General features: G+C 62.1%; 26 protein-coding genes and 1 pseudogene. 14 read left to right on the forward strand and 13 right to left on the reverse strand.

What is annotated here, in order from left to right; all coding sequences use genetic code 11:
- Positions 1-5: 5 nt before the first annotated feature.
- Together PKKP23_RS11570 and metC are read right to left on the reverse strand one after the other, a co-directional pair.
- Complete coding sequence (locus PKKP23_RS11570) at positions 6-1,325, reverse strand: NAD(P)/FAD-dependent oxidoreductase (RefSeq protein WP_126876985.1); 1,320 nt, start codon at positions 1,323-1,325, stop codon at positions 6-8.
- Between the two features lie 115 nt (positions 1,326-1,440).
- Positions 1,441-2,712 (reverse strand): cystathionine beta-lyase, encoded by a 1,272-nt coding sequence (gene metC / locus PKKP23_RS11575; RefSeq protein ID WP_275094568.1) that lies wholly within the window; start codon positions 2,710-2,712, stop codon positions 1,441-1,443.
- A 185-nt stretch (positions 2,713-2,897) separates the two neighbouring features.
- On the opposite strand from metC, the pseudogene PKKP23_RS11580 reads away from it, so the two are divergent.
- Positions 2,898-3,023 (forward strand): annotated as a pseudogene (locus PKKP23_RS11580) (MBL fold metallo-hydrolase); the annotation flags it as partial.
- An 89-nt stretch (positions 3,024-3,112) separates the two neighbouring features.
- Here PKKP23_RS11580 and PKKP23_RS11585 read toward each other — a convergent pair.
- Positions 3,113-3,766: a protein phosphatase CheZ gene (locus PKKP23_RS11585; protein ID WP_240658919.1), complete on the reverse strand. Its 654-nt coding sequence runs from the start codon at positions 3,764-3,766 to the stop codon at positions 3,113-3,115.
- Positions 3,767-3,902: 136 nt separating this feature from the next.
- Positions 3,903-4,232, reverse strand: a complete 330-nt coding sequence (locus PKKP23_RS11590; protein ID WP_126876987.1) for an EAL domain-containing protein — start codon at positions 4,230-4,232, stop codon at positions 3,903-3,905.
- 986 nt (positions 4,233-5,218) lie between these two features.
- On the opposite strand from PKKP23_RS11590, the gene PKKP23_RS11595 reads away from it, so the two are divergent.
- Both PKKP23_RS11595 and PKKP23_RS11600 read left to right on the forward strand, forming a co-directional pair.
- Positions 5,219-6,892: a methyl-accepting chemotaxis protein gene (locus PKKP23_RS11595; protein ID WP_126876988.1), complete on the forward strand. Its 1,674-nt coding sequence runs from the start codon at positions 5,219-5,221 to the stop codon at positions 6,890-6,892.
- A 16-nt stretch (positions 6,893-6,908) separates the two neighbouring features.
- On the forward strand, positions 6,909-7,451 hold the full coding sequence (locus PKKP23_RS11600) for a chemotaxis protein CheW (protein ID WP_126876989.1): 543 nt from the start codon (positions 6,909-6,911) through the stop codon (positions 7,449-7,451).
- 89 nt (positions 7,452-7,540) lie between these two features.
- On the opposite strand, the gene PKKP23_RS11605 is transcribed toward PKKP23_RS11600, so the two are convergent.
- From PKKP23_RS11605 to PKKP23_RS11640, 8 genes are read right to left on the reverse strand one after another with little or no spacing between them, the layout of a single operon-like run.
- Positions 7,541-8,617, reverse strand: coding sequence for a protein-glutamate methylesterase/protein-glutamine glutaminase (locus PKKP23_RS11605; protein WP_126876990.1), 1,077 nt, complete (start codon positions 8,615-8,617; stop codon positions 7,541-7,543).
- Positions 8,618-8,629: 12 nt separating this feature from the next.
- Complete coding sequence (locus PKKP23_RS11610; RefSeq protein ID WP_126876991.1) at positions 8,630-9,439, reverse strand: CheR family methyltransferase; 810 nt, start codon at positions 9,437-9,439, stop codon at positions 8,630-8,632.
- 58 nt (positions 9,440-9,497) lie between these two features.
- A complete protein-coding gene (locus PKKP23_RS11615) occupies positions 9,498-11,519 on the reverse strand; it encodes a methyl-accepting chemotaxis protein (protein WP_126876992.1) in 2,022 nt (673 codons plus the stop codon).
- A 52-nt stretch (positions 11,520-11,571) separates the two neighbouring features.
- Entirely contained in the window at positions 11,572-12,105 is a 534-nt protein-coding gene (locus PKKP23_RS11620) for a chemotaxis protein CheW (protein WP_126876993.1), read from the reverse strand.
- Between the two features lie 18 nt (positions 12,106-12,123).
- Positions 12,124-14,196, reverse strand: a complete 2,073-nt coding sequence (locus PKKP23_RS11625) for a chemotaxis protein CheA (RefSeq protein WP_126876994.1) — start codon at positions 14,194-14,196, stop codon at positions 12,124-12,126.
- Positions 14,193-14,546: an STAS domain-containing protein gene (locus tag PKKP23_RS11630; RefSeq protein ID WP_240658921.1), complete on the reverse strand. Its 354-nt coding sequence runs from the start codon at positions 14,544-14,546 to the stop codon at positions 14,193-14,195. Before PKKP23_RS11630 ends, PKKP23_RS11625 begins: the two co-directional genes overlap by 4 nt.
- On the reverse strand, positions 14,543-14,911 hold the full coding sequence (locus PKKP23_RS11635; RefSeq protein WP_017775021.1) for a response regulator: 369 nt from the start codon (positions 14,909-14,911) through the stop codon (positions 14,543-14,545). Before PKKP23_RS11635 ends, PKKP23_RS11630 begins: the two co-directional genes overlap by 4 nt.
- Before the next feature lie 8 nt (positions 14,912-14,919).
- Positions 14,920-15,945, reverse strand: a complete 1,026-nt coding sequence (locus PKKP23_RS11640; RefSeq protein ID WP_240658923.1) for a methyl-accepting chemotaxis protein — start codon at positions 15,943-15,945, stop codon at positions 14,920-14,922.
- Positions 15,946-16,626: 681 nt separating this feature from the next.
- Here PKKP23_RS11640 and PKKP23_RS11645 point away from each other — a divergent pair.
- Positions 16,627-17,754 carry an aminotransferase class V-fold PLP-dependent enzyme gene (locus PKKP23_RS11645; RefSeq protein WP_042300348.1) on the forward strand — a complete coding sequence of 376 codons (1,128 nt, stop codon included), beginning with the start codon at positions 16,627-16,629 and terminating at the stop codon, positions 17,752-17,754.
- Between the two features lie 91 nt (positions 17,755-17,845).
- On the opposite strand, the gene PKKP23_RS11650 is transcribed toward PKKP23_RS11645, so the two are convergent.
- A complete protein-coding gene (locus PKKP23_RS11650; RefSeq protein WP_126876996.1) occupies positions 17,846-18,733 on the reverse strand; it encodes an SDR family oxidoreductase in 888 nt (295 codons plus the stop codon).
- Positions 18,734-18,831: 98 nt separating this feature from the next.
- Between PKKP23_RS11650 and PKKP23_RS11655 the strand changes: the two genes are divergently transcribed.
- The 10 genes from PKKP23_RS11655 to PKKP23_RS11700 all read left to right on the forward strand — a co-directional run bounded on the left by PKKP23_RS11655 (position 18,832) and on the right by PKKP23_RS11700 (position 26,389).
- The gene (locus PKKP23_RS11655; RefSeq protein ID WP_126876997.1) at positions 18,832-19,707 is read left to right on the forward strand and encodes a helix-turn-helix transcriptional regulator; all 876 of its coding nucleotides are present in this window, start codon (positions 18,832-18,834) and stop codon (positions 19,705-19,707) included.
- A 74-nt stretch (positions 19,708-19,781) separates the two neighbouring features.
- Positions 19,782-20,369, forward strand: coding sequence for a TMEM175 family protein (locus tag PKKP23_RS11660; RefSeq protein WP_017775026.1), 588 nt, complete (start codon positions 19,782-19,784; stop codon positions 20,367-20,369).
- A gap of 133 nt (positions 20,370-20,502) precedes the next feature.
- Positions 20,503-20,916 carry an ester cyclase gene (locus tag PKKP23_RS11665; RefSeq protein WP_126876998.1) on the forward strand — a complete coding sequence of 138 codons (414 nt, stop codon included), beginning with the start codon at positions 20,503-20,505 and terminating at the stop codon, positions 20,914-20,916.
- A gap of 10 nt (positions 20,917-20,926) precedes the next feature.
- Positions 20,927-21,406 (forward strand): MarR family winged helix-turn-helix transcriptional regulator, encoded by a 480-nt coding sequence (locus tag PKKP23_RS11670; protein WP_126876999.1) that lies wholly within the window; start codon positions 20,927-20,929, stop codon positions 21,404-21,406.
- 45 nt (positions 21,407-21,451) lie between these two features.
- Positions 21,452-21,721, forward strand: coding sequence for a MoaD/ThiS family protein (locus PKKP23_RS11675; protein WP_017775029.1), 270 nt, complete (start codon positions 21,452-21,454; stop codon positions 21,719-21,721).
- Positions 21,722-21,794: 73 nt separating this feature from the next.
- A complete protein-coding gene (locus PKKP23_RS11680; protein WP_126877000.1) occupies positions 21,795-22,955 on the forward strand; it encodes a WD40/YVTN/BNR-like repeat-containing protein in 1,161 nt (386 codons plus the stop codon).
- Positions 22,956-23,292: 337 nt separating this feature from the next.
- Positions 23,293-23,970, forward strand: a complete 678-nt coding sequence (locus tag PKKP23_RS11685) for a GntR family transcriptional regulator (protein WP_126877001.1) — start codon at positions 23,293-23,295, stop codon at positions 23,968-23,970.
- Between the two features lie 136 nt (positions 23,971-24,106).
- Positions 24,107-24,892: an ABC transporter substrate-binding protein gene (locus tag PKKP23_RS11690; protein ID WP_017775032.1), complete on the forward strand. Its 786-nt coding sequence runs from the start codon at positions 24,107-24,109 to the stop codon at positions 24,890-24,892.
- A 76-nt stretch (positions 24,893-24,968) separates the two neighbouring features.
- Entirely contained in the window at positions 24,969-25,667 is a 699-nt protein-coding gene (locus tag PKKP23_RS11695; RefSeq protein WP_026121495.1) for an ABC transporter permease, read from the forward strand.
- Positions 25,664-26,389 (forward strand): ABC transporter permease, encoded by a 726-nt coding sequence (locus tag PKKP23_RS11700; protein ID WP_126877002.1) that lies wholly within the window; start codon positions 25,664-25,666, stop codon positions 26,387-26,389. Before PKKP23_RS11695 ends, PKKP23_RS11700 begins: the two co-directional genes overlap by 4 nt.
- The last annotated feature ends 9 nt before the right edge of the window (positions 26,390-26,398 follow it).

The raw sequence follows: 26,398 nt of genomic DNA on the forward strand, positions 1-26,398 counted from the left end.
GGTGCTTAATCGCGGTGGTCTTTCCAGCGGTAATAGAGCATCGCGCCGATCGCAACTCTCCTGACGAGCGCGTGCGCCGTGATCGTCCGCAGCGTGGAAAACGGCAGCTTCGATGCGCGCTCGTCCCCCGTGAGCGCGACATCCGCAAGCTCGGGGCCGACCGCGGTCGATAGTGCGACGCCGCGCCCATTGCAGCCATACCACGTGTACAGCCCATCATCGAGCCGCACGAAGCGAGGCATCCGGTCCGGGGTGACCGCGAAGTCGCCATGCCAGAGATATTCGAAACGAAGCGGCACGTCGTTTAGTTGGCCAAACATCCGTCGCACTCGCGCACCAATGCGCAGCGGCAGCCGGCGCTCATAACCCATTGGTACGACGAGCGCGCCTCCGGTTACAAGCCGTCCCTCGTGATCGAAGCGTGCGAAGTGAAGATCGGACTGCGTATCGGACATCGCATGATCGAACGGCAGGATCGTGGCGCGCACATCTGCGGGCAGCGGCTGGGTCGCCATCTGATACGAGCGCATCGGCAGCAGTGCCTTCGCGATGCCTGGCCACGGCGCGCGGGTGGAGCGCCCGCTGTAGCTGTGCGTGGCAATCACGACCCGGCTCGCGTGCACGGACGCATCGCCGTGTGCCGCCACCCAGTGAGCACCCTGCCGCGTCAGCGACGACACGGGTGTGTGCGTATGGATGCAAGCGCCGGCGTCCTGCGCCGCGCGCGCCAGTCCGCGGACGAATGCGAGCGGGTTCAGGTGCCCGCCGGTCGGGTTCTGCCAGCCGCCGTGCCAAAACGACGAGCCGGTCAATTCTGCGGTACGGTCGCGATCCAGCAGTTCTACATCGACACCGCGACGCCGCCACTGGTCGACGCGCGCGCGGGCGAGGCCGAGGCGGCTCGCGCGGTGTGCAGGCTGTATCCATCCCGCCTGCACGGCCGCGCACGCTATCCGGTGCCGACGCACGAGATCGAACACGGTATTCGCAGACTCGCCGATCAGCGAGACGAGTGCTTCGCCCTTGTCCGCGCCGTATTCCGCAACGATCGCATCCGGATCGGCGCGCGTCATGGCCGGAATCACTTGCCCGTTGTTGCGGCCCGACGCGCCCCATCCAATTTCCGTTGCCTCGAGCACGATGACCCTGGCTCCACGCTCTGCCGCATGCAGCGCAGCGCTGAGGCCCGTGAAACCCGCGCCGATGACCAGCAGGTCCGCGAAGTACGTGCCAGCCGGCAGCGGTGTGGTGGGCACGGCGGGAGCAGATGTGGCCGCCCACAGCGATGGAGGCATGCGGCTCGGGTCGAGACTCGCGTCAGACATGGCAAATCCCCCGTGTGGAAGGGTTCCGGTGCTTTTGCATGAATATGTTTTCCGGAAAATGGTTCGTTTCCCTGAACTTTCGTGAGGCCGGTTCGCATCCGTTGCTACAGCAGACTCAAAGCTGCGCTTGCGCGTTGCGCAACGCTTCGCGCATGTCGGCGATGAGGTCGTCAACGTTTTCCAGGCCAGCGTGGATCCGCAGCACGTGGCCGCGGTGCGGCCAGGGGCGCACCGACCGGCGCAGGACAGGCTCGGACAACAACGCCAGGCTCTCGAAGCCGCCCCACGAAAGCCCGATGCCGAACAGTCTGAAGCTGTCCATCAGGGCCGCGAGCGCGGCACGTGGCATCGGCTTGAGCGCGACGCCGAACAGTCCGCTCGCGCCCGTGAAGTCGCGCGTCCAGAGCTTGTGGCCCGGATCGTCGGGCAGCGCAGGATGCATGACGCGCTCGATCAACGGATGCCCGACCAGACTCTGTGCGAGTTTCACTCCATTGGCCCAATGCTGCCTCAGACGCACATCGAGTGTCCTGATGCCGCGCAAGGCGAGATAAAGATCATCTGGGCCTGCGGTCTGGCCGCAGTCGTGCGCACCCTTCGCCAGAGTGGGCCATGCGGCTTCGGTTGCTGTCGCTACACCGAGTAACGCGTCCGAGTGGCCGACGATGTATTTCGTTGCGGCCTGAATCGAAACGTCCACGCCATGACCCAGCGCGTTGAAATAGAGCGGGGAAGCCCATGTGTTGTCCATGATTACCGTTGCGCCCGCGCTCTTGGCGACCTCGGCCATAGCCGGAATGTCGAGAACCTCGAAGGTCCATGAACTTGGCGACTCGACGAAGACGACGCGTGTATTCGGTCTGAAGTCTGCGCGGATACCGGCGCCCGCCAGCGGGTCGAAGAAAGTCGTTTGGATACCGAACCGTGTCAGCACGTTCTCCGCGAACTGACGCGTCGGTCCGTATACGGCGTCGCTCATCAGCACGTGGTCGCCGCTCCGGACGAATGCCAGCAAGCTCAGGGCGCACGCGGACAATCCCGATGGGAACACGATGCTGCGATAGCCGCCTTCCAGGTCCGCGACCACCTGCTCGAAGGAGCGTGTGGTCGGCGTGCCGAAACGTCCGTAAGACGCTGTGGGATTGCCGGGCTCCTTGCGGCTGTCCCATTCGGCAAGCGATGCGGCGACCACTGTCGATCCCCGATGAACCGGCGTGTTGACCATCCCCGAGAAACAGGCGGGATTCCGCCCGCCATGGACGAGGCGGGTTTGCACAGAAGATTTGCTTGCGTGGACAGCCATGCGTTTCCTTGTTGAGTCTGAAGCCCGCAGGCGGGCAACCGGCGAGCGACTGCCTGCCAGCAGCCGTGCTCGCCCGTCTCCCACATATCGGACAGTGCGGTCGATGGAGGAATCATATCGCTCTGACAGGAGAAGCCAATTTCAATATTTTTTATAGCTTCGCCGCTTTGGAGAATTTTTTTCTAGCTGCTGGGCGCGCCGATCAACATGCAGTCGTCCCAAACGCGGCGCCCACGTTGTTGCTGAACGCGATGCCTGCCTCGACGGGCAGGGCGAGTGACGTCGACGTCGTGCTGATCAGCGATGGCGTTCCGCCGTTGCCCACCTCCACCCTGTCCGCGAACGTGAGCGAAGCGGACCGAAACCGATGGTTCGAGGGTCGCCTCTTGCAACGCACATGAATGGCACTGCGGTTTCGGCAATGCCGGAAGATGCGAGCGTGAGTGCCGCTTCTGCGTTTGAATTGCGCCGCATGTAACGGCAGTCAGAACCCGAGGCTTGCGAGCAGATCGTCAACCTCGGATTCGTTCAGTTTTTCCAGCGCCGGGCGCTCACGTTGCTGAGATGGTTCGCCCCCTATCGATGGCGATGGCTGAACGTCACCCGACGCGGCGATGCGCGCAAGTGTTTCAGGCGCCACGTTTTCGAGCAGCACGGCAAGCAGTTCCCTTTCGATCACAAGGATGATGTCCAGGACTCTGCGGATCACTTGTCCTCCCAGATCCTGAAAGTCCTGCGCCATGAGAACTGTGAGCAATTGGGTATTGGTCGAACTGGCCGTGTCCGACACCTTCGAGAGGAATGCCCTCGTGTCGTTCAACAGACGAGGCACTTTGTCGCCTCCGCCAGGCACGGCGTACCACTGCGCCCATCGGGCGCACAGCGCTGCGGCCAGTTTCTCCAGCTCATCCTGAAGCAGTCTGGCCGAGTCGATCGCGTTCAGCGTGCAATCGGCACGCTGCTCGAAAACAGAGGCCACGTATTGAAGACCATCACGGGCTTCGGGTACCACCTCTGCGGCAAGCAGCACGCGCCTGTCGAGACCGAGTTCGCGCAGCGAATCGTGCAGCACGCGAGTCAACTGCCCAACCCGGGAAAGCGTCCGTTCGTTCGCTTGAGCATCGGCAGCGCCTTGCATATGAGTCTCTATTGACGGTTTCATTTCTACATCGCGCTTTCGCCGCGACATCAAGAATTTTTCGGATTGTCACCCAGGCATCGCCGCGTCTGGACTTTGCCCATGGCGGTTGGCGGATTTCGACGCTAACACATCGTTATCCCTCGGCGAAAGAAACGGCCATTACCTGCGCCTCGTCCGTGTCGCGCTTTCCGGAACGCATGCCCGTTGGCACGACATCTACGAGATTGCATGACGCAAGAACGCCGTGGAGGTCACGCTCCGGTTTCGGCTCGCTGAACAGATAACCCTGAATTTCGTCGCATCGTTCGATGCCAAGCAGTCCAAACTGGGCAATGGTCTCCACGCCTTCAGCCGTGCTGCCTATGCCGAGACTGCTGCACATGCCCGTGACAGCGCGTACGACGGCGAGTGATTCAGGCCGCTGCTCAATCCCGCTCGTGAACGCCCGGTCGATCTTTAGCATGACACTTGCCTTCCTCTTGTTCGAAGCGCCACCCGCCAGGCACTTCAGCAATTCCTGGAAGAACGGCGCTTGCGCTTACATCGACAGCAGCGTGCGGAGCCCAAAAAAAAGCCCGCCGTGGCGAGCCGAACCATATCTATGGAGATATGGAGGAGACAACCCTTCAGAAGATGCAGCGCTGGTGGATCGGAATCTCCCACACAGCCAGATGCACCTGATTATCAGGAGACCATTCGGAAACAACTTGACGCATATCAATTGAGACGAACGTGACGCAGGAGGGCATCTGATGGCTGGCCAGCCGGGAAGCGGCACTCCAGAGCACGCAGACACAGCACCTTTTGCGTGAACTGGCACGAAATCTCATTGCTCCGGGTGTTGCTGACGTAAGTGGCGGATGCTAGCTGTCTCTTTCATACCGGACGAACTCCTCGCCGACCTGGAGGGACTTTCGACACGGAACGTTCCAACCGAAACCTCTCGCGCATTAGCTTGAGAGACGGTCTGGTTGTGTCGCGGACCCATCTTGCGGCCGTCCATAACAGCGCAAGCCAAACGTGGCGGCACGCTGCCGCAACTCGCTTGTTTTAACCCGTTAGGCCATTTTCAATAAAAAGGCGACCGCACAGGACGTACTAAAGGAGCGCGCGTCCAATTTGCCGTTTTTCAGCCTCGCCTGATTATTTTCCTTATTGAAATCGTAATGATGCAGATTGCATTTCGAGCGGGGAAAAGGTGTCAATACGATCGCCTCTGACGCAACGGCCAGGGAATTTGCGCAAACACAGGTGGTAAATCATTCCCCTCCCGGCGTTACAAAGAATTTTCCGGATCAGGGATTAAGACGTAGTTGTCTCTAACCGATATCCACGTTTATAGGCGGGGCTCGCATGACCGAGATGAGCGTGATGCTCGCGATTTAATCCGTCCCCGAAGTCGCGACTGACGTAAGCCCTGCTGAATCCCTTTTCCAAGGACACTTTCATATGCTTGGCAATATCAGGATAGGCATCCGCCTTGTAGCCGCCTTTCTCGTCGTCGCTTCGGCCAGCGGTATCGTTGGCATGGTAGGCATCAGCAACGCCGGCAAGATCAACGATCTTGCCGATCACATGTACAGCAACGAAGTGCTCGGCGTGTCTTACATCAAGGAAGCCAACATCGACCTGATTTACATCGGACGAGCTCGCGGCAACGCGCTGCTGGCTACCACGGCGGAAGAACGCGCGAAGTATCTCGACGTAATGAACAAGTCGGTCGACTTGTTGAAAAACAACATGGACAAGGCGCGCCCGCTCATGACCTCGGAAAAGGGCAAACAGCTGCTGGACAGCTTTTCCCGAACCTGGGACGCCTACCTGCGCGACCAGGCGACGCTCGTCACGCTGATCAACGCGAGCAAACTGACCGCGCGCGATCCCGCGCTCACGGCGGCGATGGCAACGGTGCGCGAAAAGTCCACCGTGCTGGACGACACAATGACCGACCTCGCTCAGGTGAAAGAGGCCGCCGCGAAGCAGGCATCCGAAGACACCACCGCGCTGTACGAGCAAAGCCGCTCGCTGATGATCGGCACGATTGCGGCTGCTCTGGCGTTGGGCGTGCTGCTCGGCTTCCTCATCAGTCGCGGCGTCAGCAAGCCGTTGGGGCAGGCGCTGGAGGCCGCCAACCGGCTCGCCGAGGGCGACCTCACGGTTCGCATCGAATCGAAGAACAAAGACGAGGTCGGGCAACTGCTGCGGGCGATGCAAAACATGATCGCGAGGCTGTCCAACGTGGTTGGCGAAGTCAATAGCGGGGCGGAAGCACTGGCAGGCGCGGCCGAGGAGGTCAGCGCGACCGCGCAATCGCTGAGCCAGGCTTCGAGCGAACAGGCAGCCGGCGTCGAGGAGACGAGCGCGTCGATCGAACAAATGACGGCATCGATCACACAGAACACCGATAACGCGAAAGTGACCGACGGTATGGCGCAGCAGGCCGCGAAAGAAGCCGCGCACAGCGGGGAAGCGGTCAAGGCAACGGTCAGCGCCATGAAGCAGATCGCGCAGAAGATCGGCATCATCGACGACATCGCTTATCAAACCAATCTGCTGGCGCTGAACGCCGCCATCGAAGCGGCGCGCGCGGGCGAACACGGCAAGGGCTTCGCCGTGGTGGCGGCCGAGGTGCGCAAGTTGGCCGAGCGCAGCCAGGTGGCCGCGCAGGAAATCGGCACTGTGGCGGGCTCGAGCGTCGAACTGGCCGAGAAGGCCGGCGCACTGCTCGATTCGATGGTGCCCAACATCAAGAAGACCTCGGAACTGGTGCAGGAGATCACTGCCGCGTCGGAAGAGCAGTCGTCCGGCGTTGGGCAGATCAACGTGGCGGTCAGCCAGTTGAGCCAGACCACGCAACAGAACGCCTCCAGTTCCGAAGAACTGGCAGCGACCGCGGAGGAGATGAGCAGCCAGTCGGAGCAGTTGCGGCAGGCAATGACGTTCTTCCGCCTGGCAGCGGGTGCCAGCACGACGCGCGCGAGCGATGCCGGCAGCGCCCGCAGCTCGACGGCGCACACGCGTGCGCGCAGCGCCGCAAAGCCGGCCGGCGGCCTGGCGTTGGCGCCTGGGCTCGCGTTCGTCAGCACGGAGATGCCCGACGAATCACAATTCGCGAAGTTCTGATGGGGGGAGCCGGATCATGAATCAGACTTCCGCTTCTGCCGAACTACGGGCGCAGGTCAACGCGCCCGAGACCGTGGACATCGCCGAGCCGGCCCAGGTGCTGACTTTCATGCTGGCCGGCGAAGCCTACGGGCTTGGCATTTTGTCGATCAAGGAAATCATCAGCTACACGGCGATGACAACTGTGCCGATGATGCCGGCGTTCGCGCGCGGCGTCATCAATCTGCGCGGCGCGGTGGTACCGGTCATGGATCTGCTGGCGCGCTTCGGCAAGCCCTCGTCCGAGGTGACGAAACGCACGTGCATCGTCATTGTCGAAGTGCAGGTTCAAGGCGAACGGCAGGACATCGGCATCGTGGTCGATGCTGTCAACGAGGTGCTCGATATCCCGGCCTCGGACATCGAACCGCCGCCCGCGTTTGGCTCGTCTGTCCGAACCGAGTTCATTCAAGGCATGGGCAAGGTGCGCGGCCGGTTCGTCGTCCTGCTCGCCTTGCAGCACATGATGTCGGCAAACGACATTGCAGCGCTCCAGACCGCGGCCGAAACCGCACATTGAAATAGCAGGCGCCATCGAGCCGCAACGGCGAATGCCGTTGCGGCTCGAAGCGTTTACATGGTGAAGTGGTGTGCCGCGTCGCGCCGCGCTCAAGCGCGGTGAGCTTGCACCAGCACGATTTCCTGACTGATCGCGGATAACGGGATGACCTTGTCGACGCCACCGCGTTTGATCGCTTCCCGAGGCATACCGAACACGACGCAGCTTTCTTCGTCCTGCGCGAGCGTACGCGCGCCGGCGACATGCATCTCGGCAAGCCCGGCCGCGCCGTCATCGCCCATGCCGGTCATGATGATTCCGAGCGCATTGCGGCCCGCGCTGCGGGCGACCGAGCGAAAGAGCACGTCCACCGAGGGGCGATGACGATTGACGAGCGGCCCGTCGATGACGTCGACGAAATGCTGTGCGCCGCTGCGCCGCACAGTCAAATGCTTGCCGCCGGGCGCGATCAGCGCGCGTCCTTGCGTCACGCGATCGTTCGGCTCGGCTTCCTTGACCTCGATCTCGCAAATCCGGTTGAGACGCTCGGCAAAAGCAGCCGTAAACTTTTCCGGCATGTGCTGCACGACGACGATGCCAGGGGAGACGCGCGGTAGCGCCGTCAGTACGACTTCGAGCGCCTGAGTGCCGCCCGTCGACGTGCCGATTGCCACAATGCGTTCGGTCATTTGCGACAGCGCGCCCGGCATGCCCGGCGGCAGCACCACATCCGCCGTATGTTTCGGGACCGGCACGGCCGGGGGATGCCGGCGGGCGAGCCGCGCCGCATTCACGCGCGCTGCGGCGCGAATCGTCGTGGTCAGCTCGTCGGCGGCTTCCAGCAGAAACTGCTTCAGACCCAGCCGCGGCTTGGCGACCACCGACACGGCGCCTGCCGCCATTGCATCGATGGTCGTGCGGGCGCCCTTTTCGGTGAGAGTCGAACAGATGACGACGGGCGTCGGCCGTTCCGCCATGATCTTCTTCAGGAACGTAATGCCGTCCATACGCGGCATCTCGACGTCGAGCAGGATCACGTCCGGCCAGCCGTGCGCGAGACGGCTCATCGCAGCGATCGGATCCGGAACCGCGTCCATCACCTCGATGCCGGCCGCTGTCAGCATGCCGGAAACCACCTGCCTGACAACAGCGGAGTCGTCCACGATCAATACGCGGATTCGAGTCATCGTTGCCTCCCCTCAATGCCCGGCGCGGCCGGGTTTGCGAAAGATCGAAGGGGAAACCGGGATCAGGTCGACCCCGAGATCGTGCAGGCTTTCCGAGTGCCCGATACAAAGATATCCGTCGGGACGCAATAGCGATGAGACGCGCTGAACCACCTCGCGTTTCGTCGCCGCGTCGAAGTAGATCATGACGTTGCGCAGGAACACCACATCGAAGCGCCCCAGATCGGGCAATGGCGCGACAAGATTGGCCTGTGCGAAACGCACCTGTTGGCGCAGCCCGCGTTCGACGAGCAGCGTTCCTTCTTGTGCACCCGTTCCGCGCAGGCAAAACCGTTTCCGGTAATCGACCGGCATCTGGCGCGCGCGAATATCGGGGTAATGCCCGCGCTGCGCGGCCTGCAGCATGCGTGTGCTGATATCTGTGCCGACCACTTCGAAAGGCCGTCCCGCAAGCCGGTCGGCCAGCACCATGGCGATGCTGTATGCCTCCTCTCCACTGGAGCAGGCCGCACTCCAGGTGCGGAACACCGGTGCCCGGACTTCGGATGCAACCGTGCCCAGAAAGTCGAAGTGCTTAGGTTCGCGAAAGAAATAGGTTTCGTTCGTGGTCAGCAAATCGATTGCGATCTGCCGCTCTGCGCGATGCGCGTCGCTGGAAACCAGGGCGAAGTACGCGCCGTAGCTGTCGAGCTGGCAGGCCCGCAGGCGCTTGGCCAGCCGGCCGCTGACGAGGGCCTTCTTTGCCGGCGCGAGACTGATTCCCGCTGCATCGAAGATGAACGACTGGAACTGCCTGAACTCGGAATCGGTGATGGTTTCCATCTGCCCTCGCTATTGCGCGTCGTCCGGCATGCGGCAGAGCGCATGCCGGTGGCGCCGATCAGTAGGAAACGAACTGCGCTTCGTCGAGATGGAACGCCGGCTCGTCGTCGCTCTCGTGCGCCGCATGCAGCGGCATCTGGCGGAGCGACGCGCGAGGTTTGGCGATCGTGGCGACGGGCGCTGCCGGGGTGCGGCGTGCCGCAGCGGGGCGGATGGTTTTACCGGAACGAATCTTGAAAAAGCTCATCGTCTGCTGCAGTTGCGTGGTCTGGGTATTCATCGTTTCCGCCGTCGCCGCCAGTTCTTCGGAGCTCGAAGCATTTTGCTGAGTGGTTTGACTCAGTTGCGCAACAGCGCTGTTGATCTGGTTGACGCCCGCGGATTGCTCTTCGGACGATGCCGTGATCTCCTGCACGAGGTCGGACGTCTTGCGGATGTTCGGCACCATCTGGTCGAGCAGATGTCCCGCCTTTTCCGCGAGTTCGACACTCGAAGCCGCCACGTTGCCGATTTCCTGCGCGGCCACCTGGCTGCGCTCGGCCAACTTGCGCACTTCGGCCGCCACCACGGCGAAGCCCTTGCCGTGTTCGCCCGCGCGCGCCGCTTCGATGGCGGCATTCAACGCCAGCAGATTGGTCTGGTAGGCGATGTCGTCGATGATGCCGATCTTCTGCGCGATCTGCTTCATGGCGCCGACCGTCGCCCTGACTGCGTCCCCGCCTTCGTTCGCTTCGTTGGCTGCCTTGCTCGCCATACCGTCGGTCACGCGCGAGTTCTCGGTGTTCTGAGAGATCGATGCGGTCATCTGCTCGAGCGAGGCACTCGTTTCCTCGACGCTGGCGGCCTGCACGCTCGCAGCCTGCGAGAGCGACTGCGCTGCCGCGCTGACTTCTTCCGACGCGTTCGCCAGCGACATCGCTCCGCCGTTCACCTCGTCCACCACTTCGGCCAGCTTGGTCGCCGTGCTGTTTACGCTCTCGCAGAGTGCCTTCAACTGCCCTTCGAACGCGGTGCTGGCCGTTTGCGTGAGGTCGCCGCCTTCGATGGCCTTGAGCACGCGGCCTGCCTCGTTAAGCGGCTCGATCACGGCGTCGAGGGTCTGGTTGATGCCTTCCACGATGCGACGGAAATCGCCCTGGTGCGCGCTCGCATCGGCGCGCGTTTCGAGCCGGCCGGCGCGAGCCGACGTGACGAGCGCGGCCGTGTCGGTGATGAGCGCCTTCAGATTGCGGCGCACCTGCTCGATCGTTTCGTTGATGAACGCCTTTTTGCCGGGGAACTGTTCGAGCGGCGCTTCGAAGTTGCCGCGTCCGAATTCGGCCACGCAGGCCATTGCCTTCTTCTTCACCGCGATGTGCCCGCCGACCATCTTGTTGATGCCGTCGGCCATGGAGCGGAACGCACCGTCGAAATTCTCGGAGGCGATCATCACGTCGATATCGCCCTTGTCGTGCTCGGCCGACATCCTGTTCATCTCCGCGATGATGCCGTTCAGATTGCGGCGCACCTGTTCGATCGTTTCGTTGATGAACGCCTTCTTGCCGGGGAACTGCTCGAGCGGCGCTTCGAAGTTGCCGCGCCCGAATTCGGCCACGCAGGCCATTGCCTTCTTCTTCACCGCGATGTGCCCGCCGACCATCTTGTTGATGCCGTCGGCCATGGCACGAAAGTCCCCCTTCACATGGGAGAGGTCGATCGTCACGTCGATGTCACCCTCGTTGTGACTCTGCGACATCCGCGTGAGCTCGTCGTTCAATGTGCGCAGCGTGGTTCGCGTTTCGTCGAGCGCGGCGATGAGCGCATCGCTCGCCAGGTGCTCGTGGGGCGTCGCGACGTTGACCTTGCCGGCCGCGATCTCGAGCGCCATCTGGCGCGCGAGCGCGATGCGGCGTGCCGCGGCGCGGTCGAACGCCGTGCAGGCGACGACGGCGGCCAATCCGATAACGATGGACAACCCGATCGTGACGACCGGCGGCAGAGCATGCAATGCGCCGAGGATAGCGATGATGGCGAGTGCAATTGCGCTCGTTGACGCGCACAGCCAGAGGCGGTGCGAGGCGAAGGAATGGCTGGAGTTCATGATGTTTCCTGGAAGACGGGCGAAAGCGAAGAGCGGATTCAATACAACGGTTCTATGCGAGCGCGGGGGCTGCAAGCTGCTGCTCTCCTGCGAGCGCGGCCAGTTCGTCGATCGCGAGAACGTCCTCGACGGAAAGCAGAATCACAAAGCGATCGCGCACCTTCGCCATGCCTGCGATGAAATCGGTGCGCATTTGCGCGCCGAACGCCGGCGCGGGTTCGATGTCGCTCGCTGTGATGTCGAGCACTTCGCTCACCCCATCGACAACCACGCCGATCACGGGAATTTCACTGCTCGTGCCCAGCTCGACGATGACGATGCAGGTGCGTTTGGTAACAGGCGTGGGTTGTCGCCCGAAGCGCGCCTGCAGATCGACGACCGGCACGACGGCGCCGCGCAGATTGATGACGCCCCGCACACAGCGCGGCATCATCGGCACCGGCGTCACCTCGTGGAATTCGATGATTTCCTTGATGGTCAGAATGCCGATGCCGAACATCTCCCCGCCAAGCAGAAACGTGAGGTATTGCGCCGAGCGCTGTGCTGCGTCCGGCGAGAGGATCTGGGGCTGTGTCAAGCGAGTCATGGGGCGGATCCTCAGGGCCTAACAGGTTGCGAGAGCCGGGCTCCCGGAGTTCGACCCCATGGGTCCGGCCATTGCCATCAAATCGGCGATGTCGAGAATCAGGGCGACGTCGCCGCTACCAAGGATGGTCGAGCCGCTCACGCCGCGCACTTTGCCGAATACCTTCGACAGCGGTTTGATGACGGTTTGCCCTTCACCCAGGAGCCGATCGACAAGCAGACCGAAACGTTGCCCGGCATGCTTGACGACGACGATGTTCGGGCGCGAACTGACCGGACCCTCCAGTTCGAAACGCTCACGCAGTCGAATGAAAGGCAGCACCTGCCCACGCAGATCCGTGTAGTCATGCACGCCGCTCGACGAGAATTCGACGCACTCCTCGACGGCATCCAGCGGCAGGATGAAGATCGAATCGCCGACGCAAACCTGAAAGCCGTCGATGATGGCGAGCGTGAGCGGCAGCCTCACCGAAATCGTGGTGCCGAGCCCCGGGCGGCTATCGATGCCGATGCTGCCGCGCAGCGCGGTGATGTTGCGCTTCACCACGTCCATGCCGACGCCGCGCCCCGACAGGTTCGTGACGCGTTCGGCCGTCGAAAAGCCCGGCTCGAAAATGAGCGCATAGACTTCGTCGTCGGAGAGTGCGGCATCCGGTGGGACGAGCCCGCGCTCCACCGCCTTGGCGAGGATGCGATTCCGGTCGAGGCCGCCGCCATCGTCGCTCACTTCGATCACGATAGAGCCCGAATCATGGAAGGCGTTCAGCGTCACGGTCCCTTGTTCCGGCTTGCCGCGCGCGCGGCGAATGTCCGCCGGCTCTATGCCGTGGTCCATCGAATTGCGAACGAGGTGCGTCAGCGGATCGCCAATCTTCTCGACCACCGTCTTGTCGAGTTCCGTGTCCTCTCCCTCGACGACCAGGTCGATGCGCTTGCCGAGTTCCTGCGCGACGTCATGCACCACGCGGCGAAAGCGGTTGAACGTCGCGCCGATCTTGACCATGCGCAGTTGCAGCGCACTGTCCCTCACTTTCTGGATCAGACCATTGAGCGTTGCCGCGGATTCGCGCAGCTCGGTGTTCTGCGTCTTGCGTGCGGCAAGCTCCGTGCTTGCCGATGCCGTAATCAGTTCGCCGACGAGATCGATCAGGTGGTCGAGCTTGTCCGCGTCAATGCGAATCGAGTGTGAGTCGGCGGATTTGTTCTCGCGCGCGGCGCTGCCGCTGCGCGCAGGCGCCGCGGCGGCAGCCGTTGCGCTCTGGCCCGGCAAGGCCTCCTCCACCATCGAGACGGCGTCGGCTGGCGATTCGGCCACCGGCTGCACCGGTGCGGCCGGTGGCATTGCGATTTGCTCGCTATCGGTCTGGATTTTCAGCTCGCAGTCCTCACGGACGAACTCGAATGCCCCTTCGATAGCTTGCCGACCCGCGTCGCTGAGCAGCTCGATTTCGAACCCGAGAAAACAGGCTTCGGGATCGAGCACGTCGAGCGACGGAACGCGGTCGCCATTCGCGCACACCTGGGTGACTTCGCCGAGCCGGGCGAGGTAGTGGATGATCGAGAGCGGGTCCATCCCGTTGCGCAACACGGGCTCGCCGCATTGCAGCGAGACAAGCCAACGCTGCATGCCTGATGCCGCGACCGCTTCAGCACGGTCGTCCGTTGCGATATCGGACTTCGGTTGCGCCGCATGCTGCGGCGCCGAGAGATAGCGGCCCAGCGCATCGACGAGCGGCTGCGCCTGTGCGAGCAGCGCCTCGTCTGCGCAATTGCCTGTTTCCGCCGTGAGCTCCACGAGCAGGCCGATGTGATCGCCGCACGAGAGCAGCAACGAGATCAGTGATTCATCGATGCCGATCTCGTTGTCCCGTACGCGGTCGAGCACGCTTTCGACCACATGCGTGAACGCTACGATGCCGTCGATGCCGAAGAGTCCAGACGATCCTTTGATCGTATGCGCCGCACGGAAAACGGCGTTGATTTCGTCGCCCGGGTCGGCGCTCTCGCGCATGCTGAGCAGGCCGCTTTCCATCATCCCGAGCAGCTCGCGGCTCTCGGCGATGAAGGTCTGCAGTGCGTCGTCGATATTCATAAAGCTTGCTCCTGAAGCGCCGAAAGCGTTTGGGCCGGCGATTGCGCCTGCGTCAGTGTCTGGGGCAGGCCGAGCAGCGCGAGTGTCGTTAGCACGACATCACTTGCAGCGACGAATTCACAGACCTGTTGGCGCTCCGCGGCACGGCGCTGCGCGGCGATGAGCAGTTGCACGCCGGCGCAGTCGATTTCGGGAACGGCCGACAAGTCGAAGCGCACGCAGCCGCTGCGCTCCAGCGCATCGAGCATGAACTCCTTGAGTTCCGCGGCGTGATAGATCGTCATCGGCACGTCGATCGGCGCGGTATAGGTGGCATCCATCGCAATGACTCCGGCTTCTTCGCGATTCAAGGCAACACCAGCTTTTCGACGGCGGCGAGCAATTGAGGCGGCTGAAACGGTTTGACGACCCATGCCTTGGCGCCGGCCAACTGTCCTTCCCGTTTTTTCGTGTCCTGGCTTTCCGTGGTCAGCATGACGATCGGCGTGAACTTGTAGGCGGGCATCTGCTTGACCGCCTTGATGAACGCGATGCCGTCCATGTTGGGCATGTTGAGGTCGCTGATCATCAGATGAACCTTTTGTCCATGCAGCTTCGTCAGTGCGTCCTTGCCGTCGCATCCCTCGATGACTTCGTAACCCGCGCCTCGCAGCGCGATCCCGACGACTTGCCGCACCGACGCGGAATCGTCGACGATCATGATGGTCTTAGCCATGGTTGTCCTCAAAAGAAAGTAATGTCGGAGTTCGACGCTGATGCTTGCGTTTGGGTCTGGGCGTGCGCTTTGGTATGCACGTCGCCTCGATGCAGCGCACGCTCTTCGGCCATTGCATAGGTGCGCTCCAGCTCACCGAGCAATTCCGCGGCGTCGAGTGTCGGCATCTCAGCACCGGCTTTGTATTGCGCACAGTGGTGGTCGACGACAGACGGAAGGCGCTCGATGTTGGCCTTCACGTGCTGCATGATCTGACTCACGCGGTCCTGAAACTGCAACTGGACCAGCGCTTCGTATACTTCGGCCTTTATGCTGCGGCTCTCGCCGCGCAGTAGTTCGGTATCCGATTCAAGCGAGGAGGTGAACTCGCGAAATCGAACCAGGACCTGCTCGATCGCGTGTTGGGAGTCGGACATGGCGACGGTATCGTGCTCCGCTGTCTGCTCGGCGGCGTTGCATGCCGAGACGATCGCGTGCCGAATCGTCTCGATCTTGGCGGCGATGCTCACGCCCGTTTCACTCGATCTGCGCGACAGCGCGCGCACCTCCTGCGCAACGGTCGCGAATCCGCGCCCCACGTCGCCCGCATGCGCTGCCTCGATAGCCGCATTGATCGCAAGCAGATTCGTTTGCTGCGTGACGAGCTTGATCGCTTCCACCATGTCGCGCAGTTCGTCGACGAAGCCGTGCAGCCCCTGCACCTGGGTGAGCATGGCGGTCTTGCTGTCCACCGCCGCGCGCAGCCGTTGGACGACGGCCTGCAACTCGAGCTCGCTCGATGCGTAGACGTCGTTGCCCCCCGATGTCCCGTCGCGGTTTGTCGAAACGCCGAGCACGGTGTCGAGCCGCGACGCGATACCGCCGAACCGTCCGCTCAGCGCGGTGATCGCTTCTTCCATCTGCGCGCGCGACGATTCGATGTGCCGGGCCCAGACGGGCGCAAGTTCGTCGCTGAACGCGCGCTGGCTATCGAAGTACCGTAACAGCTGCTGCAAGACGCGCACGCTGGTGTTTCGCTGCCGCACGCCGGCCACGATGCCGGCGATTGCAAGCCCCGCGCCGACGGCGGCACCGCCGACGCTGAACGACGAAAAGGCGAGGCAAGCCAGTGCGCCGGCACATCCGAGAAGGGGGGCTGCCAGCCAGGCCAATCTATCTTGCGTATGCGTCATCGGCTTATGGATAATCTTTGAACGGCACGAGAACGAGTGCGGTTCGATATTCGGGAATACTCAAATAGCGATATGAGCGCGTTTACGTTCGCTGAAGTTTTTTCTTGATGGGGGGAATCGAGAATGCAGAGGACGGCGCTCAAAATGGACGTGTTCAACGCTTGAGCACAGCGTGGTTTTGTTTCTATCTCAGTCGTCTGAAGAAAGGTTCTGCTCCGCAGGGAGGCTGAACTGCCGGCTCCATGCTTATTTCGTCGACGGATACTCTTTTTGTTATCCGGGCGAATTAGGGATGGCTGCGCCTGGGCAGTAATATCTACCCATCGGTTGCGCCCCTATTAAAGGTGCAAAACCTTAAACGCGTGTTTCAAAAAACGATCTAATTTGAATAATGATTTCTGCGGGAGAGGGTTGATCTATATCAAGTGGGTATTCCGTGGGCTGGGGCAAGGGCTCCATAGAAACCCTGCCAACAAGCCGCAACCGTCTGTGAAAAAGTGGGACATACTTGCGGGTATTGTCCACTCCTTACCGGAGGCGAGCGTGCCAGGTTTACTTCCCGATGTCGACCGCGAGGGCCTCCTCGAATATTCAGTCGTATACACCGATCGCTCTATCAACCATATGTCGCAACTCTTCCAGGGAGTCATGCGCGACATATCCGGTGCGTTGAAGCGGGTCTACAACGCGAAGTCCGTCGTGGTGGTCCCGGGCAGCGGGACCTTCGGCATGGAAGCCGTGGCCCGGCAGTTTGCGACCAACAGGAAGTGTCTGGTCATCCGCAATGGCTGGTTCAGTTTCCGCTGGTCGCAGATCTTCGAGATGGGAGGCATTCCCGCCGAATCGATCGTGATGAAGGCGCGTCCCGTCGAACCGGGAAGGCAGGCCGCCTATGCACCCGCCCCCATCGACGAAGTGGTCGCCGCGATCAGGGAAAGCAAGCCCGATCTGGTCTTTGCTCCGCATGTCGAAACCGCCTCTGGCATGCTGCTGCCCGATGCCTATCTGCGTGCCGTGGCCGACGCCGTGCACGCCGTGGGCGGCATGTTTGTGCTGGACTGCATCGCGTCCGGCGCGGTCTGGGTCGACATGCAGGCCACGGGCGTGGATGTCCTGATTAGTGCACCGCAAAAAGGCTGGAGCGCGTCGCCTTGCTGCGCGCTGGTCATGCTCGGTCCGGTGGCCCGCGAAAGAATCGAAGCGACCACCAGTACGAGCTTCGCGTGCGATCTGCGCAAATGGCTGCAGATCATGGAGGCCTATGAGAACGGCGGGCACGCCTATCACGCCACGATGCCTACGGACAGCCTCGCGAAACTGCGCGACGTAATCAAGGAAACCGAGGCGTATGGCTTCGCCAAAGTGAGAGCGGAGCAGCTCGAACTCGGCGCGCGCATTCGTTCGCTGCTGGTTGGCAAAGGTTTCAAAAGCGTGGCGGCCGAAGGCTTCCAGGCCCCGGGTGTCGTGGTCAGCTACACCGACGACGACGGCATACGATCCGGCAAGAAATTCGCGGAGGCCGGCTTGCAGGTGGCAGCCGGCGTTCCTCTGCAATGCGACGAACCCGAAGACTTCAAGACCTTCCGCATCGGATTGTTCGGCCTCGACAAACTGCATGACGTCGAAGGCGCGGTCGCCAGGTTCGCCGACGCCTTGAACCGCATTCTTTGACGCTGATGGATGTTTGGACCAAGGCCGCAGCCCGCCCGGGCCATCGGCCTTGGTGCGGTGGACAGGGATGCTGTGCAGGTTGGCGCCGTAGCTACTGATATCGCCCCTGGTCCAGGTCCGATATGAGCGACGGCCCGGTTGGCCGCCAACCGAGGCGAGCCTGAGTCAACGCGCTGGAGGCCGGCATGTCCATTCCGACGAACATGGCCATCCAGCCGAAATGGGCTTGCGCCTGCTCCGGCGCGATCGACACGACAGGCAGCTTGAGGCCGCGCCCGAGCGATTCGGCGATGTCGCGGCTGCTGACACCCTCTTCTCCCACCGCGTGATACCGCGCGCCTCGTTCCGCCTTTTCGATCGCGAGCCGATAAAGCCGTACGACGTCGGATAGATGCCCTGCCGGCCAGCGGTTGCGGCCCTCGCCGACATAGGCCACGGCACCTTTCTCACGCGCGATCGCCACCAGGACCGAAATCAGTCCTTGCTTGCGCATGTCATGCACTTGCGGCAACCGCATCACCGACACGTTCACGCCTGCGTCGAGCAGGGTGTTTCCTGCGATCTCCGAGCCGATGCGCGGATTGGGATGGGTCGTGTTGAAGACGTCCTCGCGCGCGAGTTCGCCGTGCTCACCGATGCCCACGCCCGTACCCGACGTGATGAGAAGCGGCCGATCCGAGCCGGTCAGCACCGAGCCGAGCGCAGCGATCGCGCGCTTGTCCTTTTCGCAGTTTTCAACAAAGCGTGAAAAGTCGTGGTCGAACGCGAGGTGGATCACGGCATCGGCCTTCGCGGCGCCGCGTTTCAGGCTTTCGACATCTTCAAGCGTGCCATGGTGGGGCTCGGCGCCAGCCTCTCTAAGCGCCTGTGCACCGGCTTCCGAACGGGTCATTCCGGTGACCTGGTGCCCGGCCTGAATCAGTTCGGGAACGAGGGCCGAACCGATGAAACCGGTCGCGCCCGTCAAAAAGATTCGCATCGTCAACTCCTCTGGTCTTGACTTCCTGAACTATCTGTCGATTTTTTATTCCGTTAAAGTAGTGACGTTATCCCGGTAAAACGACTAACAGGAATCTCATGCCGGTCACCCAGCCCACATCGCTCGGCGACTTCCTGAAGAGCCGCCGCACGCGGCTCGATCCCGCGAGCTTCGGATATTCGGGGCGTCGGCGCACGCCGGGTCTACGCCGCGAGGAAGTGGCGCAGCGGGCGAACATCAGTTCCACCTGGTACACGTGGCTCGAGCAGGGGCGGGGCGGAGCGCCCTCTGCAAACGTACTCGAACGCATTGCCGGCGCGCTGATGCTCACGAACGCCGAGCGCGAACATCTGTTCATGCTCGGGTTGGGCAGACCACCGGAAGTCCGATACCCGGCCGTCCGCGACGTCAGTCCTCGGCTGCAGCGCTTTCTCGATTCACTGCAATCCAGTCCCGCTATCGTCAAGAATCCTGTTTGGGACGTTGTCGCGTGGAACCGCGCCGCCGCCGTCGTGCTGACCGACTACGGCGCACTGCCGCCCGATGGACGCAATATCTTGCGTTTCCTGTTCGGCAATCCGCGCGTGCGGGCGGTGCAGCATGACTGGGAGAGCGTCGCGCGTTTTGTCGTGGGTGCGTTCAGAGCCGACGTGGCGCGTGCGGGCCTCGTTTCGGAGGCCGGCAAGCTCGTCGATGAGTTGTGTGGAACAAGCCCCGAATTCGAAGCGTTGTGGCGTGAGAACGATCTGCACAACCATGCCGATGGTGGCGTGAAACGTCTGTTGCACCCGAAGCTGGGGCCGATCGAGCTCGAGTACTCGGCATTCTCGGTCGATGGTCGGCCGGATCTTGGCATGATCGTGTACACGCCGCTCGACAACCACACGGCTGAACGTATCAAAGTGCTCGCGAACAGTGTGACGCTGGGTGAGCACGCATCCACCTCCGGGTCTGCCAGTCCCTCATCGGATTAGATCGACGCCGGGGTTTCCCGGCGTTTCGCTTGTGGACCGGCAATGAACACCAATAACGTTTTCAGGAACTCCATATGAGAGCCGAAAGACTGCAGGCCTTCACCGACGGCGTCGTGGCGGTCATCATCACGATCATGGTGCTTGAAATGCACGCTCCGCACGACGCGACGTTTCAGGCGCTGCTGGCGCTGTGGCCGACGTTCACGTCTTATGTTCTCAGCTTCATTTATGTCGGGATTTACTGGAACAATCACCATCACTTCGCCCACCTGATCCAGGACGTCACGGGCGGCATCCTTTGGGCCAATCTCGGCTTGCTGTTCTTTCTCTCGCTGATTCCGTTTACGACCGCATGGGCCGGGGAACACGGCTTCGCGCCGCTGCCCACGGCGCTGTATGGGGTATCGCTGCTCACCAGTGCGCTCGCCTGGTACGTGCTCCAGATCACGATCATGCATGCCCAGGGTAAAGCGTCAGTGATGAGGCAGGTTCTGGGTGCCGACTGGAAGGGCAAGGTTTCGCCCGTGCTTTACCTCGCCGGCATCGCACTGGCCTTTGTTGCACCCGCCGCGTCCTACTTTCTGTATGCGCTCGTCGCCGCGATGTGGATCGTTCCCGATCGCCGGATCGAAAGATTTCTCAGGGAGATCGCGCGCAGCTAATCTCACCCACTGTCCATGGTCGAGAACGTTGAGTGGCTCCAACGGGGCCGGAGGCAGAAAGCGGTTCGCTCTTGATATATACAGCTGTGCTGTATAGTATGCCGATACCGCCACTTTTCGACAGGCACCCAGCATGGACTCGAATCACCCCAAACAGGTAGGAATGCGCTTCAACCGCGAAGTCATCCAGGACGGGAATCGTGAATCGTTCGACGCTTTAATGGCGCCCGATTTCGTTAATTGGTCTGCGCCTGATGCTGCGCTGCGGGGCGCCGAGACCATGTGGAAGACGTTCGACACCCTGTTGCGTCCCGCGCTTGCAGACATGCAGGTTCACGTTCATGACCAGCTATGCGAGGGCGACAAGGTCGCCACGCGAAAGACCATCACGGGTCGTCATGCGGGACCGCTGTTCGGTATCGAGCCAACGGGGCGCACCGTCTCGATCGACGTCATCGATATTGTTCGCGTGCGCGATGGCCAATACGTGGAGCATTGGGGCGTCAACACGCTGGCCGCCGTCATTGCGCAATTGCAGAAGGCGTGAAGTTTTCGATATGGGTAAATCCTCTCCGAAGACTTCGCCGGCATCTGCACGCGGTGCCGCACTTCTCGCCGAATCGGTTCGCGACGTTGTAGGTCGCCTCGTGCGAGCGGTGCGCGAGCACAGCGGAACGCAGTCGAATGCCCAGAACGAAACGCTTGGCTTTCTCGAACGCACGGGGCCGGTCAGCATCGCGATGCTGGCGGCCGGTAGGGGCGTGACGCATCAGACCATGCGCCTGATCGTGATGAAACTGGTCGATCAAGGACTTCTGAGCCTGGTGCAGGATGCCGAGGATGGTCGCGCTTATCTCGTGCATATGACCCCGGCTGGCCGGGCACAACTTAAAAAAGACAGGGCTGCGCGAACGGAGTGGCTGACGATGCAGCTTCTGTCGAGAACGAATGAGGAAGAGCGCGAGCTTTTGAAACATGCAGTTCAGGTGTTGGACAAGCTCACGCGTGAGTCGGCTTCGAACGAACGGATCGCCTAAACTACAGAACCAGCGGCCGCGGCCATTCCTGCGCCGCTACCCGCCATGGCGCATATCTTCTTCGCCGCTTCGATCCAGCGGCATATCGCAACGCCCGAGCGCGAGATCGATGCAAGCACGCTGGGCGAAGCGCTCGAGGCCGTCTTTACGGCGCAGCCTCCGCTGCGCGGCTACATACTTGATGACCAGGGCTCACTGCGGCGGCATCTCGCCGTGTTCATCGACGGCCGGCCGGTGCGCGACCGACAACATCTGTCCGATGTGCTCGGCGAGGAAAGCCGGGTCTACGTCGTACAGGCACTCTCGGGCGGATAGAGCGAGCGATCCGTACCCGAGCACCCAAAGCAGGCGCTGAAGCAGCGACGCCGCCTCGCAGGAGACACCCGACATGAGTGATCGATTGCTTGTCGCAACCCGCAAAGGTCTGTTCGTTCTGAAAGCCGAGGGCAAGGGCAACTGGAGTCTCGGCGAGCCGCATTTTGTTGGCGAACCGGTGAGTATGGTGCTGCCCGATCCGCGCGACGGATCGCTCTATGCCGCGCTCAATCTCGGCCACTTCGGCGTGAAGCTGCATCGTCGGCGCGCGGGCATGGCCGGGTGGGAAGCGTGTGCGGTCCCCGTCTACCCGCCGCAGCCAGCCGACGAGGCGCGCACCGGCGAGGGCGCGAGCGGGACGGCAGACACCGGCGCGGACCATGCGAGCGCCGCGACGCCCAGCCCGCCGGCCCCTGCCTGGACGCTTCAGCAAATCTGGTCGCTGGAGACGGGCGGTCCGGACGAGCCGGGCGTCTTGTGGGCGGGCACGATTCCAGGCGGGCTTTTCCGTTCCGACGATCATGGCGACACGTGGGTGCTCAACCGCGCGCTGTGGGATCGGCCGGGACGCCGCGAATGGTTCGGAGGCGGCTATGACGCTCCGGGGATTCACTCCGTCATGGTCGATCCGCGCGACAGTCGCCACGTGACAGTCGGTGTGTCGTGCGGCGGCGTCTGGCAAACCGCCGACGGCGGCGCGACCTGGCACCCCACTGCCGAGGGCATGGAGGCCGACTACATGCCGCCGGAGCGGCGCGGCGAGGCCAACGTGCAAGACCCGCACCGCGTCGTGCAATGCGCGGCGAACCCCGAGGCGCTCTGGGCACAGCATCACTGCTCAATCTTCCGCTCGACCGACGGCGCGGCGCACTGGCAGCGCATCGAAGCGCAGCCATCGAGCTTCGGCTTCGCAGTGGCCGTGCATCCGCGGGAGCCGGACACCGCGTGGTTCGTGCCCGCAGTGAAAGACGAGTGCCGGATCCCGGTGGACGGCCGGCTCGTCGTCACACGCACCCGCGACGGCGGCCGCACGTTCGAACGTTTCTCGAACGGGTTGCCGGCCGCACCGGCGTATGACCTCGTATATCGGCACGGGCTCGCGGTAGACGACTCCGGCACACAGCTCGCGATGGGGTCGACAACGGGATCGCTATGGACATCCGGCGATGGCGGCGAAAGCTGGCAACTGGTTTCGGCACATTTGCCGCCTGTTTATTGTGTCCGGTTTGAATGAGGGCGACGGGCGGACTGCCACAGCAGTAAAGATTCACCGCGTGCCGGCCGCCTCTCCGGGGCGATGCCATGCCGGCGTGCCTCTCCCCGATCTCCGTCTTCACCACCAGGGATCATCAGGGATATCCCCTACTCGACACGATTTTTGGCGACTTATAGTGCATCCATAGATACAAATATCCACTATTACAAAATACTTTCATGAAGCGAATCGATAGCCGGCAAGATGGCAGACGGCAAGCACGCGCAGGTCAAGCAAGCCACGCAAGCAGAGAAGAAGGGGGCCGCCACTGGTGCGTCGCCTGCGACGTGCTGCGTCTCGCGCAAAGCGGCAACCCATGAACATGGACACACGCCCCCAATCGCTGCTGGGCCGTTTCCCTGCTACGGCGGAGGAAGAGGCTTACGCATATGTGCTTTACCGCATTCGTATGGGCACGTTCAAGGCCGGCGACCGGCTCGTTCCCGAAGAGATCGCCGCGGAAATCAAAACGAGCCGCATGCCGGTGCGCGAGGCGTTTCGCCGGCTTGCAAGCGAAGGCCTGGTCGTCATCCGGCCGAATCGCGGTGCGGTCGTGCGCGGCCTCGATGCGGACGAGATGGAAGAAGTGTTTGGCATGCGCGGCGTGCTTGAAGGGCTGGCCGCGCGCATGGCATTGCCGAAGATCACGCCTGAGCACATTGCCGAACTCGCGCGACTGATCGATGCGATGGAGCGCGTCGAGTCCGACGTCCAGCAGTGGGTCACTGTCCATCGCAGTTTCCACGAGTACCTTTGCCAGCTATGCGGGCGTCAGCGTCTCGTCGCGCAAATCGCGGGTCTGCATGCAGTGGTGGAGCCGCACATGCGGCTATGGCTGGGCCTGGATGACAAACCGATGACGTCGCGCGACGAACATATGACGCTCATCAGCGCTATCAAGGCGGGCGATCCACTGATGCTCGAATCGGCCGTGCGGGAACACATCGAAGCGACCGTGCCCGCCCTGCGCCGGTGGATGACCACCGGGAACTGAATCTCTTCGCAAAGCCTGAAAGGCTTTCGTCAAAATTGATAAGAAGTGCTACAGAAATATGATTTTCAAGGTGTGGCTTTAAACCCGCAGTCATTTCAAAAGCGATCTTTTCTGGGGTATCGATATGAAGCGAGGTATGAAGAAATTTCTACTGCTCATGGCTTTCGTGCTGGGCGCAACGAACGTTCACGCCAGGGAGTGGAAGGACATCCGCATCGGCTTCGAGGGCGCTTACCCGCCGTTCTCGTCGATGCAGCCGGACGGCACGCCCGTTGGATTCGACATCGACATGATTCACGCGCTGTGTGCGCAGATGCACGCGAACTGCACGCTGGTGCAGATTAGCTGGGACGGCCTGATTCCGGCGCTGCTGGCGGACAAGATCGACGCGATCGTCGCGTCCGTCGCGATTACCGCAGAACGCAAGCAGAAAGTGGCGTTCACCGAGAAGTACTACAACACGCCGCGCCGGCTCGTCGTCGCGAAGAACAGCCCGATCAAGGATGCGACGCTGGCTGAACTCAAAGGCAAACGCGTCGGGGTGCAGCGCGGCACGCTGGCGGACAAGTATGCAACCGCGTACTGGGTGCAGAACGGCGTCCAACTGGTCCGCTATCCGACGCAGGACGAGGTGTATCTCGATCTGCGCTCCGGTCGCATCGACGCCGCTTTGCAGGATGCAACCGCTGCGTACTCGGCGTTCCTCACGAAGCCCGAGGGTGCCAACTTCAAGTTCGTCGGCGCGCCCATTGTCGGGACGACGCCCGAGCAGAAGACGCTGTTGGGCGAGGGCTACGGCATTCCGGTCCGCAAGTCCGACGACGATCTGCGCCTGCAGTTGAACCAGGCGATCAACGCCATTCGCGCCAACGGTGTCTATCAGTCGATCGAGAAGAAGTACTTCGATTTCGACATTTATTGACCGTCTCGAAGCCGGCGGCGTGAAGGCCGCCGGCATGTTCGACACGCGTGGTCCTGAGAGGGGCTGAAGGAAAGTCATGTCAGAGCTGCAGAGATATCTACCTGCATTGCTGAGAGGCGCCGAGGTAACCCTCGTGCTCGCGCTGCTCTCCGTCGTGCTGGCCATTTGCGTGGGAATGGCGGGGGCAATGGCCAAGCTGTCGCCATCGCGTTTTCTGGTCTCCGTGGCCACGGCCTACACGACGCTGATTCGCGGCGTGCCCGAGTTCGTCATGATGCTGCTGGTGTTCTACGGCGGCCAGATCGTTCTGAACCGGATTGCCGCCGCTTTCGGCCTTCACGCGCCAGACGTCAACGCCTTCGCGACCGCAGTGCTCACCATCGGCTTCATCTTCGGTGCCTACTACACCGAGACGTTTCGCGGCGCGATTCTCGGCGTACCGGCCGGTCAGATGGAGGCCGCCCGCGCATACGGTTTTTCCAGATGGCTCGCGTTTCGCCGCATTCTGTTTCCGCAGATGGTGCGCCTCGCGTTGCCCGCGGCACTCAACAACTGGCTCGTGCTGTTGAAGACCACTGCCATTGCATCGCTGATCGGTTTGCAGGACGTCATGTTCATCGCGGACCAGGCCGGCCGCACGACCCAGGCGCCCATGACGTTCTATCTCGCTGCATGCGCCGTCTATCTGCTGGTGACGTCGGGTTCCACCGCGTGCCTCGCAAGAACACGTGTGCGATTGAACCGGGGCGTGCGTGAAGGGAGTCTGCACCGATGAACTACGAAGAAATGGCTCCACTGTTTGCCGCCTACGCAAACGGTCTTTGGGTCACCATTCAACTGACGGTGTACTCGCTGGCGCTCGGTCTCCTGATCGCCATTCCGCTTGCGGTGTTGCGTGTGTCGCCCAACCGTCTCGCGAGCGGAGCGGTGGCGGCGTATACATGGTTCATGCGCGGCACGCCGTTGCTTGCGCAGCTGATGATCGTCTACTACGGGTTCGGTCAATTCCAGTGGGTGCAGGACGGGTGGCAACGCGGCAATCCGGTGCTGTTGCTGCTGCGCGACCCATTCAGCTGCGCCATGATCGCACTCACTGCGAACACCTGTGCGTACACGGTGGAGATTCTCGCGGGCGCCATCAGGACGACGCCATACGGAGAAATAGAAGCCGCGCAGGCCTACGGCATGAGTCGGGTGACGGCGTGGCGCCGCATTCTGCTGCCCTCTGCGTTGCGCAGGTTCATTCCGGTCTACAGCAACGAAATCATTCTGTTGCTGCACGGCACGTCGCTGGTGAGCGCCATTACGCTGATCGACCTGACAGGTGCCGCACGCGATTTCTACGCGAACTATTACGCGCCGTTCGAGGCCTTCATTTCCGTTGGGACGGTCTATTTCGGGCTCACCACCCTCTTCACGTTCCTGATCCGACTGACCGAACGCAGATACCTCGCGCATCTGCGGGCACAACCGTTTATCAAACTGGCCAGAGGCTAGAGCCACCTC

The sequence above is a fragment of the Paraburkholderia kururiensis JCM 10599 = LMG 19447 genome, assembly GCF_003986935.1.
Lineage (GTDB): Bacteria > Pseudomonadota > Gammaproteobacteria > Burkholderiales > Burkholderiaceae > Paraburkholderia > Paraburkholderia kururiensis.

Coding starts and splice junctions, on each gene's coding strand:
- PKKP23_RS11600 (WP_126876989.1), top strand. CDS start 6,909: ATGAATCAGACTTCCGCTTCTGCCGAACTACGGGCGCAGGTCAACGCG.
- PKKP23_RS11595 (WP_126876988.1), top strand. CDS start 5,219: ATGCTTGGCAATATCAGGATAGGCATCCGCCTTGTAGCCGCCTTTCTC.
- PKKP23_RS11635 (WP_017775021.1), bottom strand. CDS start 14,911: ATGGCTAAGACCATCATGATCGTCGACGATTCCGCGTCGGTGCGGCAA.
- PKKP23_RS11700 (WP_126877002.1), top strand. CDS start 25,664: ATGAACTACGAAGAAATGGCTCCACTGTTTGCCGCCTACGCAAACGGT.
- PKKP23_RS11625 (WP_126876994.1), bottom strand. CDS start 14,196: ATGAATATCGACGACGCACTGCAGACCTTCATCGCCGAGAGCCGCGAG.
- PKKP23_RS11650 (WP_126876996.1), bottom strand. CDS start 18,733: ATGCGAATCTTTTTGACGGGCGCGACCGGTTTCATCGGTTCGGCCCTC.
- PKKP23_RS11660 (WP_017775026.1), top strand. CDS start 19,782: ATGAGAGCCGAAAGACTGCAGGCCTTCACCGACGGCGTCGTGGCGGTC.
- PKKP23_RS11665 (WP_126876998.1), top strand. CDS start 20,503: ATGGACTCGAATCACCCCAAACAGGTAGGAATGCGCTTCAACCGCGAA.
- PKKP23_RS11620 (WP_126876993.1), bottom strand. CDS start 12,105: ATGACTCGCTTGACACAGCCCCAGATCCTCTCGCCGGACGCAGCACAG.
- PKKP23_RS11570 (WP_126876985.1), bottom strand. CDS start 1,325: ATGTCTGACGCGAGTCTCGACCCGAGCCGCATGCCTCCATCGCTGTGG.
- PKKP23_RS11590 (WP_126876987.1), bottom strand. CDS start 4,232: ATGCTAAAGATCGACCGGGCGTTCACGAGCGGGATTGAGCAGCGGCCT.
- PKKP23_RS11685 (WP_126877001.1), top strand. CDS start 23,293: ATGAACATGGACACACGCCCCCAATCGCTGCTGGGCCGTTTCCCTGCT.
- PKKP23_RS11615 (WP_126876992.1), bottom strand. CDS start 11,519: ATGAACTCCAGCCATTCCTTCGCCTCGCACCGCCTCTGGCTGTGCGCG.
- PKKP23_RS11690 (WP_017775032.1), top strand. CDS start 24,107: ATGAAGAAATTTCTACTGCTCATGGCTTTCGTGCTGGGCGCAACGAAC.
- PKKP23_RS11610 (WP_126876991.1), bottom strand. CDS start 9,439: ATGGAAACCATCACCGATTCCGAGTTCAGGCAGTTCCAGTCGTTCATC.
- PKKP23_RS11695 (WP_026121495.1), top strand. CDS start 24,969: ATGTCAGAGCTGCAGAGATATCTACCTGCATTGCTGAGAGGCGCCGAG.
- PKKP23_RS11585 (WP_240658919.1), bottom strand. CDS start 3,766: ATGCAAGGCGCTGCCGATGCTCAAGCGAACGAACGGACGCTTTCCCGG.
- PKKP23_RS11670 (WP_126876999.1), top strand. CDS start 20,927: ATGGGTAAATCCTCTCCGAAGACTTCGCCGGCATCTGCACGCGGTGCC.
- PKKP23_RS11680 (WP_126877000.1), top strand. CDS start 21,795: ATGAGTGATCGATTGCTTGTCGCAACCCGCAAAGGTCTGTTCGTTCTG.
- PKKP23_RS11675 (WP_017775029.1), top strand. CDS start 21,452: ATGGCGCATATCTTCTTCGCCGCTTCGATCCAGCGGCATATCGCAACG.
- PKKP23_RS11655 (WP_126876997.1), top strand. CDS start 18,832: ATGCCGGTCACCCAGCCCACATCGCTCGGCGACTTCCTGAAGAGCCGC.
- PKKP23_RS11605 (WP_126876990.1), bottom strand. CDS start 8,617: ATGACTCGAATCCGCGTATTGATCGTGGACGACTCCGCTGTTGTCAGG.